Here is a 12,912-nt window from a genome sequence, read left to right as displayed (position 1 = left end):
ATGTTATAGGTCAGTCAGCTTTTAAGATTCATGATGGATATCAAAAGGTCCAAATTCAATTTCCAACCTTTCCTCAATTATTGATTAAGCGACCACTGACCATACATTTTATTTTCTCTTGTATTTTCAATAAATTTATCCTCAATTTGTTCACTCATGCTTACTATTACCCAACAAAACCTTGCTGTATTTGATTTTTCCTCAAGTAATCTCTCAATTCCTCCTTTGTTTGAACTTTAATTAAATTCTAAATTCCCACTTTTGAACTTATCCTTTCGAATTTAATATGAGTGGTTTAGCACATAGAAAAATGTAAGCTATCAAATAAGTGAAAATAAATGTTTACGGTTTGAAAACTCAGGAATCGTTGCAATAAGCGTTCCTGCATAAAGACAGGAGAGCTTTTTGTATATTAAATAAAAGGAAATTAATGTTAAAATGAAAGGGTAAGACTAGTTTATTACCATGAGGAGAGAGTTTAATGAAAAAGGTTTTTAAAACGCTTATTACGGTCTCATTTTTATTTATTGCATTCGTCGGCTATGGTATTTATTGGGCCTTTTTTGATATGAATAGGTTACCAACAGGAGAATATCTAACAGAAGATACCTCACCTGATGGAACATATACCCTAAAAGCTTATGTCGCTAATGGAGGTGCAACAACTTCATATTCAATTCGTGGTGAATTAGTTTTTAATGAAAGAAAAAGTAAAACTAAAAATATCTACTGGAACTATGAAGAGGACACTGCGAGTATTTCTTGGACAGACGATGATACAGTAGTGATTAACGGACATTCATTAGATGTACTTGATGAAAAATATGATTTTAGACGTGAGTAACTGCTAATTAAAATAAGGGATGCATTCCTTCTATCTATAAGGAGTGCTTTTTTCTATGTTAATAAAAAGGAAATTAATGTTAAAATAAATGTGCATTTTAGTGAGAAGAGAAGGTATTAAACATTTACTAATGTGTTTAGCTCCTCATTATATAGAAAGCTATCGGAAAGGAACAGTTGATGAGTTATACCAAAAATCGGAATTATATAATAGAAATTAAATTTCATATAAAGGTGGAATTATATGCCTAAAATTGACAATATGTTAGCAATTTTATGGATGCTTCGTTCAGGTGAAAAAATTACTGCAAAACAAATTTCAGAAAGGTTAGAGATGAATATAAAAACTGTTTATCGTTATATTGATACAATTTCAACAAGTGGCGTACCTATAATTTCGGAACCAGGACATAACGGTGGATACACTTTATTGAACAATTTTGTTGAGGCACCTCTTTTTTTGATTTTGAGGAGCAAACTTCACTATTTCACGCTGCTGTTTTTGCAGAAGAAGCCGGATATTATGGAGGTGAAGCATTAAATAGGGTCATTTCAAAACTAAGTAAATACTCAAATCAAGAGCAGGAAACAAAGATAAACCAACAAATCTATTAAAGTTATTGAGCCAATAAGTCTTAAGAAAAGACTTATTGAAGTTCTGTCTGAATTAATAAAATTTCATCAAGAATGATAACTTCCCTGACGTTAGCTGTCAGGGAAGTTTTATTATAATAGCTATATCAATTGTGATTGGAGTGTTATTGGATGCAAACAAAAAAAGTTTTTCTATATGTTTTTAATATAATAGCGGACTGGGAATATGGATATTTAATTGCTGAACTAACCTCAGGAAGATATTTCAAAAAAGATTTAGCACCTTTAAAAGTAATTACAGTAGGAGCTAATAAAGAAATGATTACTACTATGGGAGGACTGAACATAAAACCAGATATTTCGCTGGATGAATGTACTCTTGAGTGTAAAGATCTTTTAATTTTACCAGGAGGGACTACTTGGAGTGAAGAAATTCATAAACCTATCTTGGAAAGAATTGGTCAAGCTTTAAAGCTTGGCACTATTGTTGCTGCAATTTGTGGTGCAACTGAGGCCCTCGCGAATATGGGATACTTAGATACTAGAAAGCATACAAGTAATAACTTAGAATATACTAAAATGGTATGTCCTAACTATAAAGGAGAAAAGTTCTATGAGATGGGATCTGCAGTATCTAATGTGAATTTAGTTACTGCATCAGGAATAGCTCTCCTCTGGAATTTGAAATGGAGGTACTGAAAAAAATGGATGTATTTACACCAGATGCATTACAATCATGGTATAACCTAAATAAGACTCATAAACCTGAACACTTCTTCCAGTTAATGGATTCGATAAATAGCTGATCTAAAAAAAGCAACTTAGCAGATTCATATTAGTTTAAATAATTACCATGCTTTAGACAATGTCAAAGCATTGTTTTTGAATAAAACTTAAAAATGCTTATGGAGTAATGAAAAAGCCCAATTTCTCTATTAATTAAAGCGGAAGTTGGGCTCTTTAGTATTGAAAATTTCTTAACGTTGTAAATCCGCATTTTCCTGACGGTACCCCAACAAGAACAGTCGCTTGTTCACTAACGGTGCAGGATAGTGAAATAACTAATTGACGATATGAGATGTTATTTCAACTATCATATGTTAATATTTAACTGTCTGAAAATTTAAACACTCAATTAGAGGACAATCTTCGTGTAGGAGGTAGATATTATGAAAATGGAAAAATATATCGACGTTAAAAACATTAAGGGGAAAATGTCAAATTAATTAAAACGTTTCCCCAAATTTGAGAGGGGAAAATTATTTGAAGCAAATATTGTTAATCATTGATGCCCAACAGGAGTTAATTGAAGGGAATCAAGAAGAAAGTGCTGTTTACAATAAGGAACAACTTATCACAAATATCAATGTAGTAATTAAAAAAGCAAATAATTCTAATGTTCCTATTGTCTTTGTAAGGGACTTGGAGGTTGCAGAAGGAATAGGCAAAGGTTTTCAAGTTCATGAAAAAATTAATGTACCTACAAATGCAAATTTCTTTGAAAAAACTGCAACGAATTCGTTTCATGGTACAGGACTTCTAAATCACTTAAAATCTCAAGAGATTGGACATGTTGTTGTAATGGGGTGCGCAACTCAACACTGCATAGATAGTGCAGTCCGAACTGCAACTATTAATGGAATGGACGTCACCTTAGTAGGAGATGGACATTCTACAACAGACGGTGATGTTTTAAGTGCCGAACAAATTATAAATCATCATAACGAAACTCTTCATGGACATTACAATGTTGAAAACTTTTCCATTGTAAGAAATACAGAAGAAGAGTTATTTTATCCAACACATAATTCATATAGGTAATAATTTAATAGTAGAACTATATCCCAATTTCTTAATTTTATTTAAGAAATTGGGATATTATCTTTGGTATTAATTATTAAGGTAGCATGGAATATAATTTAAAACGTTAAAGTATGTGAAACATTACAGTTAAAGTAAAGGGTGCGAGTGTTCAATAAGAACAATCGCTTTTTCACTAACCGGCAGAAGAGTTAAATATATTATAAATAAATAATAGTATTATATTTATATAACATATAAAAAGGTTTGATACCTAAGGCATATAAACTATATCAAGTTAATAAAGTAGGTTTTGCCAATAGGACCAGGTCTATACAGAGGAGAATGTCACATTGAAACTGACAGAAGGAACATTTGAGATTGTTTCAGAAACAGAAAGATTAATAATAAGACCATTACAAAAAGCCGATTATGAAAATTGGCTAAATGAATTTGAAAACCGTTATCCATCTCAATATCGATACGATAAAGGAAAAATAGATAAGAGTGAGTGCACTCAGGAATGGTTTCATAATCTGGTAGAAAAACAGCAAAAGTTAGCACTTACAGATACTGCACACGTATTTGGTGTGTTTAGAAAAGAAGATGGTAGACATCTAGACATGGTCGATTTTTCAACCTTAGCAAGAGATGACTTTCAATGGGGTAGGATAGGATACACAATTCATAATCAGTATTGGAGAAAAGGCTATGGCAAAGAAGCGGTAGAAGAAGCATTTAATGTTGCTTTTAATCATTTGAAATTCCACCGTATAGAAGCCCATATCAATGTAGATAATTCTGCTTCATTCATTTTAGCAGAGAGTGTGGGAATGAAGTATGAATGTACAAGAAAAGAATTTATTTTCGAGTTTGGAGAATGGACAGATAATCTAATTTATTATAAGAATTCTATTGAGTAAGTTTTTAATAAACTGATAAGGCAATTGGTTATTAAGAACAGTCGCTTTTTCATTAACGGAGCAGTTTCTTCAAGCACAGATTTATAGTTGTAATTTTTAAAAAGTCAAGAAAAGTAGGTATTAAGATGAAACTCGAAAAGTTTAAAGAGACTATATTTGTAATTGGAACCTATACTTTTCTGCTTCTGTTCTTTTATAGTTTTATTGATACAAATTGGAGTAATGAGAAATTAAATTATTTCAAGCCATATATAGGTGCTCTCGGTTTGCTTGTTGTTGTTGGATATATGGAAAGGTCTTCGACCGTTTTATCAAAGAAAAATTATTTTTGGATTAAGATTTTTTCCATATTCTTTAGTGTGCTATTGCAAGTGTCGTTTATATCTCGGTAGAAATATAAACGTATGCTTATTGAACTAACGGTGAGCTTGAGTTATAACGGGAGTTTTTAAGGACAGCTCCTTTTCGTAGGAACAATATCAAAAAGGGTTAAAAAAAATCAATAATTCTTAAACCTAAAAATGTGTCGATCTAGGAGGGATGGATGCTTTTTTTATTGAATTTCCTTATTAAGCTAAAAGCGTAGATTCGTGGAGGAAGTGAATAGTCTTAGGAAATTTGAACTGAAAATCAACGTTGATTAGAGAGAAGTGATAAATGTGGATTTAAGGCTGAAGGAATTTTCAAAAAAAGCACTGAAACATTTATTTGTCGGTAGCCAATTAGATGGAGTAAAATTCGGAGTAGGGCCTGGTTCAATTTTAATCAGATTTATGCATTATACATCTAATCAAGATCCTGATGAGCTTTGGATTAATATTGAGTCAAAATGGACAGTTTTTTCTACAGATATTAAAGATTTTCCTGTCTCAGAAAACCAATTGAGGATTTAACTGAAGATGAGGAATACAACTTAATCTTTAAATTACGAAGGGACAAAGTTGTAGAAGTTTAATTAGGTGATACAATACCACATTTAATTATGACTTTCCAATCTGGTCTAACTATGTTTGTAAGCGGTCATCAAGATTTTTATGAGTGTTGGCAAGCTGGAGATGGTGCTGGATTTGGTGGCGACCACTGGTTAATAGTTGCAACTCCTGGTAATGATATTGCTATTTGGGCACCTGATAGCTATCAATAAAGGATTCGTTATTATATTTTTCAACTAACGGTGCAGGTTAGTGATGAAGCAAAACTCTCCAATATAAATGAATAATATTACAGAGAGGGATATGCTTGGAAGAGGTTTCAATGGTAAGGGAAATCTTGCTTGACGAGGAAATAGATGAACAGGAGTTCGTTGGAATAATCAATGATATTGATGAGGTTACTTCAATAAAGCATTTGTATTATATTAATCTACAAGCGTTAAAAAATAGTCTTTGAAAGAAAGGAAACACCGATGAAAAAGAAATTAATATTTTTTAGCATTATATTTTTGTTTATGATTCTATTATTCATAGGAACTTTTAAAGTGACAAAATTAACGACCTTTCAATTTTTTGGAGGGCTAACATACCAATTTGAAACGGAAAACAAAGTTCTTGCTTTAACATTTGACGACGGTCCGACAAAGAATGTGGATCAAATTCTGCCTTTATTAGATAAATACAAAGCAAAAGCAACTTTTTTCCTTATTGGAAAAGATATTGAAAAATACCCTGAAGAAGCAAAAAAATTGGTAGAAGCAGGGCATCAAATTGGTAATCACACCTATTCACATAAAAGAATGGTTTTAAAATCTCCCTCTTTTATTAAAGAAGAAATTGAAAAAACCGATGAGCTGATTAGAAAGTCTGGATATAAGAGCAAAATTGACTTTAGACCTCCCTATGGGAAAAAATTAGTGGGACTACCTTATTATTTAAATAAGCACAACAGAGAAACGATTATGTGGTCTTTAGAACCTGATACATATTACACCAGTGCTGATGAAAAAGTAAATTATGTAATGGAGAACATTAAACCAGGATCGATAATCTTGCTGCATCCAATGTACGATCAAACAGGTGAGGCAATCCAAGCAATTGAAGATATCTTGAAAGAACTTACGAAAAAAGGGTATAAATTTGTGACTGTGGATGAGCTTCAAGAATTATAAGTTAGCAATAAAAATACTAAGCTATTGATAGCTCTTTCGTTTGGAGAGATATAGTAGGTAAAACAAGGATGATTGTTATATAGCTCTGTATCCCTTTTTCCTTCTTCAAGTAAAGGGGCGTTACTACTAAGTGTTGAGGCTCTTTCTTCTTCAACTATAGAAGCAGTTTAGCGGAATTAACAAATAAATCAGAAGGGAGTAATATATGGTTATTTTAATAAGTGCTGTAAGTGCTACTGGTAAAACCTTGATGGCTCAAAAGTTACTAGAAAAATATCATATCTCTTATCTCTCTATAGACCATTTGAAAATGGGTTTGTATAGAGGAGATAAGAATTGTGGATTCACACCACTAGATAGTACCGAAGTCATTGGAGATAAGCTCTGGCCAATATTAAAAGGGATTATTATGACAAATATCGAAAATGAACAACATATCATTATTGAAGGATGCTATATATTGCCTCACTATATGAAGGGATTTGACATCAAATATTCAGAAAAAATCATTTTGGTATTCTTAGGTTTTTCGACGAATTATATTAGAGAAAACTTTGAAACAAAAATAGTGAAACATAGGAATACAGTTGAACTCCGTAATTGGCCGGAAGACAGAACAGTAAAAGAACTAATCAGGGAACATAATGAATTCAAAACAAAATGTTTACAAGCAGGTGTTAGGTATTTTGAAATCGAAAACGACTATGACAAAGAAATATTGAATGTTTATGACTATATAGAAGCTGAAAAATGGAGAATTGAATCTTTATAAATTGGAGCTCTCAAGTTATAGTTATTGAACTAACGGGTGCCGAGCGACAAGTTCAGCTATAAACACTTTTGAGCGTGAAATGAAGGGAATATCTTTTAATAGATTACAACATTACAACCGCTGATATGCCGGATAGCTGAAAACTAGATAAGGTGAGAATGTTCCACTCGAAAGGAACTGACGAACTTCCGAATGAAAGGCTCTGAAGTTAGAAAATAGTGTAAAGCTATGTCCCACTTAAACTATCAGTACAGATTAGTTGAAGAAGGAATTCGACCAAATGAGATAGAATATAAAGGATGGGATTTGAAAGGAATTGATGTAAATGGAAGGGATGGTGCGATCATTTTTAGAAGTTGAAATTTCTGATCAAGAGTATTATGACGGTATTATTGATTTTATTTATAATGGCAATATAAGATGTGGAGAATATGAATGTAATGAATTTGTTATTAGAAAAATGGACCTCTTAAACTTTATAGTTTTTATAGAATATGTTATTGATGAAAAAAGAGAAATTCACGGTTCTTTTTCTATGTCTAAAAATAAATTACTTAGAGCAATTAATGAATATGCAAAAAAGCAAGGATTTAAAATAAGAGATTTCAAAGGTTTTCCTAAACATAAAGGTTATTGATCTAAGAAAGATTAATGCCTTTTTCTTTTGAATGTCTTATGGAACTAAAGAAGCAGTTATGTTGAAGAAGTGAGCTATTTAAATTAGGACTTGAACTAAAGGGTTTTTAAATGAATAAGTATTTTTTTTAGGATGCTTAATTTTATTCTCACTATTAGTGGGGTGCAAAGCAGAAGATGCGGTTGACTCCCCTAATTACGAAGGGAGTGATTTAGTCATTGGTGTAATAGGTAAATCACCCGAGGTACAAGTGTATATATTATTTTTACTAAGGAGAAAACCATGAATAAAACGTTAAATCAATTTGGTAAAACGATTGATGAAGTTTTGAAATTAAAAGAAACTTCTAGAACAAAGCTATGCGAAGCTATAAGTGAAGGGAAATGGTCAATTAGAGAAATCGTAGGTCATCTATATTATTGGGATAAATTCAATCTAGAAAAGATGGTGCCGTTAATGGTTCAAGATGCTGATTTACCTAAGTTTCCAGACCATGACCAGCATAATGAAGAGGCTATGACCTTTCTTAAAGATTACTCAGTTGAAACGATCATAGATAACTTTGTTGTTACTCGAAAGGAATTATCTGAAAGATTATCTAGTATAGACCGAGATGTTAGGTTTACTATTGGTGGGGGTAAAAGAAAGTTCTCAGGAGAAAGCTTTGTGAAGATTTTTGTAAAACACGATGCTCACCACTTAAAACAAATCAATGAAAAATTGGATAGTTAATTGTAGTGCTACCTATTTTGATGGCTAACGGTGTGCTTTATAAAAAAGTCATTAAACTTGAGAATTTAGAGATTGATAATTTAAGTTATACTTAACCAAAACAACTTACTGTGATTTGGTGGGTTAAAATTTTAAGGGATGTGATATTATGAGTAGTATTTCAAGTAAGGCTGGAGCAATATTTATTCCTGTAAGTAACATTTTACATGCACGAGATTGGTACTGTTCCATACTAAATCTAGAACCTAATCATGAAATTATAGCCGGTCATCTATGTTGTATTCCATTTGATAATAATGGATTGAACCTTGTTTTAGACAGTAAGATTTATAATAAAGAATCGCTATATAAAAATCCGGCATTCCATTTCAACACAGACGATATACATAAGGCTTATCACTTTCTCAAGCAACGTAATGTTGATTTTGTTACAGATATAGAGAACGGACATTGGTTTAATTTTAAAGATCCTGATGGGAATTTGTTAATGGTATGCAAATGTTAGGAAACACCTGTCTATAATGTGCCAATTGGTATTAAAGATTACAAGATTAATTCGAATGCAACTCATCCGATTAATGAATTACACATTAGTTGAAAAATTTCCACTGCTTCAAATTCCTTTATTAAACTATAGGGTGTTTATCTGGAACAAGAGATACTTTCTTTATTTCGTTAAAGGACGGAAAAGTTCAATATGTTATTTATAGGTCTATACAAAGTATATGGGGTGAACGCAATGCTTATCTTTATCACAGTAATTTTAATCGTATTTTTATTCGACTTTACGAGACTTAGGAAACAAAATGATACGATAATCGAACAAAATGAAAAGGTAATATCTTTATTAGAAGAAATTAAAAATAAGTAAAAACATAACACTTCTCTTAAATAAAAGGGTGCGATTTTTCAATAAGAACAGTTGCTTTTTATTATTGAAGCAGGATAGTGGAACAACGATTACCCAAAAATGTATCTATTACAGTAACTGGTATTATACAATTTGTGAAACTGACCGGACCTAACCTAACCTAACCTAACCTAACCTAACCTAACCTAACCTAACCTAACCTAACCTAACCTAACCTAACCTAACTTAACCTAACCTAACCTTAAAATTATTTCAATTATAGTCGTATTTTTTAATTACAATATTGCTATTTTCATATTGAATGGCATTACTTTCATTTGTAGGGTATCAGTTTCAAACAAAAAACAAAATGATGTTATACATTGCATAACAATTGTAGAAGGATTCATTATTTAATTAAAAGAGTTAAACTTCTTATAGGGAAAAGAATAACAGGAGAAACAAACGAGCGGCTTCTGTATCGGAAGCAAAAAACCGCTCCTTGTTTTTAAATCAAGGGATAATTTCAAATACAGTCCCTTGATTCAAGTCTGTTACTTTCATAGAGTTATATACCCCTAAATAAAGATTTGTATGGTTAAGATTCGTTCCTAAACCCACATAATAAGCTGGTTGAGATCCAAAATCATAAATAGGTTCAATCACACCAAAATCATTAAGCTTCCCATCAAACCTGTTTCTGGTATAAGCTAATACGCCCCTTGGAGATTCTGATTGTTTTTTCCGAGACAGATCGGTAAACACAATGCTTCCCGTTAAATCTGGTATATTGTTACTCATATATGGTTGGACTCCCGTAAGTGCAGTGCCTTCAAATTTATCAGGTCTAGAATCTTGATGAAAATAACTCGTTAAAGGAGGAAGACGTTCCACAGAATCTTTTACGGCTTCCTTGTAATAAGCAATCGTCTTTTTATCCAGAGAAGAATTTTCTGAGCAGTCCTCGAAAATCGAAGTTGGAAAAGCTCCTTCCCATCCTCTCCAACCGAAGTTAATCAAGCCCTTAATATCTGAGTTCGTTGAATAAGACTGAACCAGCTGAGTAACAGGGATTCGCTGATCGTGCACAAATGAAAAGATGGATTCTGCAAAATCTTGACCGACATTTCCTATATACTTAATATACTGATTCCCATACCTTTGATAAGAAATGCCAGGGTTATTACGAACTCCTTTGGCAACTACCGTTAATGCTTCCTGAATAGAACCTGGAAGTTCATTAAAACGAGTGATAGTGGGTAAATCATTGGGGAAGCTTTTAGTCACGTCAATTTCAATAATCTTACCGGCTATTTCCATGTTATCCTGGCTTAGATTAAAAGGATCATAGCCTGATCCGCCGTCTCCAGTTGTCAAAACAAGATTACCTGTTTCAGGTGAGAAGTTTAAGCTATTAAAACCATTATGATTAAAAAATGGTCTTTTAAGATTAAGTAAAGTTCTACGTTTTTTCGGTTGTCCGTTTGTTTGTAGTATCCACTCTTCCACAGTATCAATATGATCGTATTGGTTATTTCTATCTTCCCATTTCAAGTTTAAGGTACTTGGGTCACACGGATCAGGAGTAAAAGAATTAGGGAGAGCACCAGGACCTTGAGTACCAGCGACTGAAAAATGAAGATAAAAAACACCGTTATAATAAAATTGAGGATGAAACGCTAGTCCTAGTAAGCCTCGTTCATCATATCCGCCAGAAGCACCCAATTTTATAATTCGTGAACGAATATCTAAAAACGTTCGAACCTCGCCATTTCTTAAGAAAAAGACCTCTCCTACCTGAGTAGCAATAAACAACCTTTCCACTGTATCTCCAGGTAGAAATGCTGTTTTCAACACAGTGGGTAAATTAATGTTCTGCACAAGTGGCCGTAAACGCACATTCACATTCTTCAACTTTGCTCACATCCCTTTAATTGAGTTCTTTTACTAAGTAAGATATGAGAGGTCCTATTTTATTTAGTACTTGAAAGGGGAAACACAAGGGAAAGAGGGATAAAATATATTAAAAATATCACATAAACTAATGGTTGCGCTTTTCTATACCTCAACAGAAGGGAATAAATGTTAAACTGACTATAGAGCAAGATCTTTCAAGAATAATTAAAATCCTAATAACAATAAATTGTAATGATTAATAAGAATAATGAAATAAAATAAGGGGAACTTCAAAATGGGTATACTAGGAATCCTTCTAATAACTATTGGTGTCACAATGATTGTAAAGCCATCTATTTTATGGATATTAACAGAGAGCTGGAAATCAAACGATGGTACTGAACCTTCAAGCTTGTATAAATGGTCTACTCGTTTTGGAGGTATTATGATCACTATCGCAGGTATTGGTAGTATAATAATTTATCTTCTTTAGAAAAAAACGGGGGCACTCCTGCAAGAAAGGGGTGCTTTTTTATGCCATTATAATGTAATTAATGTAAATTTTAGTAGCTAGAGACTTGGATAAGGGAAGTTATAGAAATGTTTTAAATAAAATTACAGAGGAAATAGATTTTGTTCGCCCTGAATTTGATAATAGTTCAGTTGGTAAAATAAGTTGATCGTTTATTCTTTTAATCTAGCTGCCCATATTAAATTATAAAAAACTGCCAAAAACATAATCGCCGTTAAAAACAATGGTAAGAAATTTAAAACGCTGTTTTCAATACCTACTGAATAACGTATAAAAGATTCATTAGCCAATATAGAAATAATTAATACTAAATGTTGAATGAAAATCATTATGTTTTTCGACATATTATATTGTTTCTCTCGATTTTTGGCCGTTAAGTTAATGTAATTAAGTTTTTCAGGATGCTTAGTGAATAATCCGATTAACCACCATAGCAAAAGTCCTATAATTGGCATAATTAGCACAAAAAACTTTGAACCCCAATTATCTGGTACATCATTAGTAAAGTGAATCGCAATACGATCTGGAATATCTGACCAAAGTAAAAACAAATTTATTAAATGATACACTAAAATGCCCATAGAAATGAAACTTAGTAAGAACTTAAATGATTTTATTTTCACTGAAATATCACCACTCATTTTTCAATAATATATGATCTATTTTACCAAATTTATGAAAAACGAAAAGTAAATACATTAGAAAAATTTGGATAAGTAGGTTTAACGTTAATAGCGATAATAAAAGAAAACATCATTCAAAAATTAAAAGAAGCTTAAAATGTAATTATGCTAGTACATTTTTATTTCAGTAAAGAGTGCATTCCTTAAAGAGGGAATTTTTTTATATAAATTAAATGGAAATTAATGTTAAACTATAGAAGCGGTTTAGTTAATAAAGTGACAATCTCAAATCAATATAAAGCTACAAATCTATAAAACATCTACATTTATTCAAGGTGGGGGAGAAATGTTAGCTGCATTAGTCTTAATGGTTTTAGGTGTATTAATAATCATTGTTGGTTTTTCCGTCAATCGAAAAGAAATTAGCTGAGCGAATAGGTTTTGTGATTATGTTATTTGGCATTGAGACAGTGTTATTCCCAGTCATATATAAATATATTCATGGTGTTGAGGGATATCATTTTGTAGTAATAGCTGTTTTTCATATTTTCGCGGTGTTTGTTTTCATGTTATTAGACCAAATGGAAAGGTAAGGATATAGTTCTT

At 32.0% G+C, this 12,912-nt stretch carries 15 protein-coding genes and 2 pseudogenes; 15 read left to right on the top strand and 2 right to left on the bottom strand.

Features of this window, described 5'->3' with window-relative positions; all coding sequences use genetic code 11:
- The first annotated feature begins 481 nt into the window (after nt 1–481).
- The 14 genes and pseudogenes from FS935_RS00540 to FS935_RS24115 all read left to right on the top strand — a co-directional run bounded on the left by FS935_RS00540 (nt 482) and on the right by FS935_RS24115 (nt 9,276).
- Nucleotides 482–844: a DUF5412 domain-containing protein gene (locus tag FS935_RS00540; RefSeq protein ID WP_146945589.1), complete on the top strand. Its 363-nt coding sequence runs from the start codon at nt 482–484 to the stop codon at nt 842–844.
- A gap of 243 nt (nt 845–1,087) precedes the next feature.
- Nucleotides 1,088–1,452: pseudogene (locus FS935_RS00535) on the top strand (helix-turn-helix transcriptional regulator); the annotation flags it as partial.
- 156 nt (nt 1,453–1,608) lie between these two features.
- Nucleotides 1,609–2,243 (top strand): annotated as a pseudogene (locus FS935_RS00530) (type 1 glutamine amidotransferase family protein).
- A 457-nt stretch (nt 2,244–2,700) separates the two neighbouring features.
- Nucleotides 2,701–3,258 carry a cysteine hydrolase family protein gene (locus FS935_RS00525; protein ID WP_146945588.1) on the top strand — a complete coding sequence of 186 codons (558 nt, stop codon included), beginning with the start codon at nt 2,701–2,703 and terminating at the stop codon, nt 3,256–3,258.
- A gap of 332 nt (nt 3,259–3,590) precedes the next feature.
- The gene (locus tag FS935_RS00520) at nt 3,591–4,160 is read left to right on the top strand and encodes a GNAT family N-acetyltransferase (protein ID WP_146945587.1); all 570 of its coding nucleotides are present in this window, start codon (nt 3,591–3,593) and stop codon (nt 4,158–4,160) included.
- A gap of 659 nt (nt 4,161–4,819) precedes the next feature.
- The gene (locus FS935_RS00515; protein ID WP_158638477.1) at nt 4,820–5,053 is read left to right on the top strand and encodes a hypothetical protein; all 234 of its coding nucleotides are present in this window, start codon (nt 4,820–4,822) and stop codon (nt 5,051–5,053) included.
- Nucleotides 5,054–5,166: 113 nt separating this feature from the next.
- A complete protein-coding gene (locus FS935_RS23265; protein ID WP_158638476.1) occupies nt 5,167–5,304 on the top strand; it encodes a hypothetical protein in 138 nt (45 codons plus the stop codon).
- A gap of 95 nt (nt 5,305–5,399) precedes the next feature.
- Nucleotides 5,400–5,549 carry a hypothetical protein gene (locus tag FS935_RS23260; RefSeq protein WP_158638475.1) on the top strand — a complete coding sequence of 50 codons (150 nt, stop codon included), beginning with the start codon at nt 5,400–5,402 and terminating at the stop codon, nt 5,547–5,549.
- A gap of 16 nt (nt 5,550–5,565) precedes the next feature.
- On the top strand, nt 5,566–6,264 hold the full coding sequence (locus FS935_RS00510; protein WP_146945585.1) for a polysaccharide deacetylase family protein: 699 nt from the start codon (nt 5,566–5,568) through the stop codon (nt 6,262–6,264).
- Between the two features lie 205 nt (nt 6,265–6,469).
- A complete protein-coding gene (locus tag FS935_RS00505) occupies nt 6,470–7,036 on the top strand; it encodes a P-loop nucleotide/nucleoside kinase family protein (protein ID WP_146945584.1) in 567 nt (188 codons plus the stop codon).
- A 325-nt stretch (nt 7,037–7,361) separates the two neighbouring features.
- Nucleotides 7,362–7,673, top strand: a complete 312-nt coding sequence (locus FS935_RS00500) for a hypothetical protein (RefSeq protein WP_146945583.1) — start codon at nt 7,362–7,364, stop codon at nt 7,671–7,673.
- Nucleotides 7,674–7,955: 282 nt separating this feature from the next.
- The gene (locus tag FS935_RS00495) at nt 7,956–8,405 is read left to right on the top strand and encodes a DinB family protein (protein ID WP_146945582.1); all 450 of its coding nucleotides are present in this window, start codon (nt 7,956–7,958) and stop codon (nt 8,403–8,405) included.
- A 148-nt stretch (nt 8,406–8,553) separates the two neighbouring features.
- The gene (locus tag FS935_RS00490) at nt 8,554–8,910 is read left to right on the top strand and encodes a VOC family protein (protein WP_146945581.1); all 357 of its coding nucleotides are present in this window, start codon (nt 8,554–8,556) and stop codon (nt 8,908–8,910) included.
- A 234-nt stretch (nt 8,911–9,144) separates the two neighbouring features.
- Nucleotides 9,145–9,276 (top strand): hypothetical protein, encoded by a 132-nt coding sequence (locus FS935_RS24115; RefSeq protein WP_275669546.1) that lies wholly within the window; start codon nt 9,145–9,147, stop codon nt 9,274–9,276.
- Nucleotides 9,277–9,768: 492 nt separating this feature from the next.
- On the opposite strand, the gene FS935_RS00485 is transcribed toward FS935_RS24115, so the two are convergent.
- On the bottom strand, nt 9,769–11,169 hold the full coding sequence (locus tag FS935_RS00485; protein WP_146945580.1) for a PQQ-dependent sugar dehydrogenase: 1,401 nt from the start codon (nt 11,167–11,169) through the stop codon (nt 9,769–9,771).
- Between the two features lie 277 nt (nt 11,170–11,446).
- Here FS935_RS00485 and FS935_RS00480 point away from each other — a divergent pair, with 277 nt between their 5' ends.
- Nucleotides 11,447–11,644 (top strand): DUF6199 family natural product biosynthesis protein, encoded by a 198-nt coding sequence (locus FS935_RS00480; RefSeq protein ID WP_146945579.1) that lies wholly within the window; start codon nt 11,447–11,449, stop codon nt 11,642–11,644.
- A 191-nt stretch (nt 11,645–11,835) separates the two neighbouring features.
- Here the strand turns inward: FS935_RS00480 and FS935_RS00475 are convergent, their stop codons facing one another.
- Nucleotides 11,836–12,252, bottom strand: coding sequence for a DUF1648 domain-containing protein (locus FS935_RS00475; RefSeq protein WP_158638474.1), 417 nt, complete (start codon nt 12,250–12,252; stop codon nt 11,836–11,838).
- Nucleotides 12,253–12,912: the final 660 nt, after the last annotated feature.

Source organism: Metabacillus litoralis (assembly GCF_007994985.1).
Classification (GTDB): Bacteria; Bacillota; Bacilli; order Bacillales; family Bacillaceae; genus Metabacillus; species Metabacillus litoralis.
Note: the sequence above shows the minus strand (reverse complement) of the source record. Positions and strands in the feature narration are given on the sequence as shown.

What these genes read in the sequence shown, in the direction of transcription:
- FS935_RS00505 (WP_146945584.1), top strand. Translation starts at nt 6,470, where the DNA reads ATGGTTATTTTAATAAGTGCTGTAAGTGCTACTGGTAAAACCTTGATG.
- FS935_RS00540 (WP_146945589.1), top strand. Translation starts at nt 482, where the DNA reads ATGAAAAAGGTTTTTAAAACGCTTATTACGGTCTCATTTTTATTTATT.
- FS935_RS00480 (WP_146945579.1), top strand. Translation starts at nt 11,447, where the DNA reads ATGGGTATACTAGGAATCCTTCTAATAACTATTGGTGTCACAATGATT.
- FS935_RS23265 (WP_158638476.1), top strand. Translation starts at nt 5,167, where the DNA reads ATGTTTGTAAGCGGTCATCAAGATTTTTATGAGTGTTGGCAAGCTGGA.
- FS935_RS00500 (WP_146945583.1), top strand. Translation starts at nt 7,362, where the DNA reads ATGGAAGGGATGGTGCGATCATTTTTAGAAGTTGAAATTTCTGATCAA.
- FS935_RS24115 (WP_275669546.1), top strand. Translation starts at nt 9,145, where the DNA reads ATGCTTATCTTTATCACAGTAATTTTAATCGTATTTTTATTCGACTTT.
- FS935_RS00495 (WP_146945582.1), top strand. Translation starts at nt 7,956, where the DNA reads ATGAATAAAACGTTAAATCAATTTGGTAAAACGATTGATGAAGTTTTG.
- FS935_RS00490 (WP_146945581.1), top strand. Translation starts at nt 8,554, where the DNA reads ATGAGTAGTATTTCAAGTAAGGCTGGAGCAATATTTATTCCTGTAAGT.
- FS935_RS00510 (WP_146945585.1), top strand. Translation starts at nt 5,566, where the DNA reads ATGAAAAAGAAATTAATATTTTTTAGCATTATATTTTTGTTTATGATT.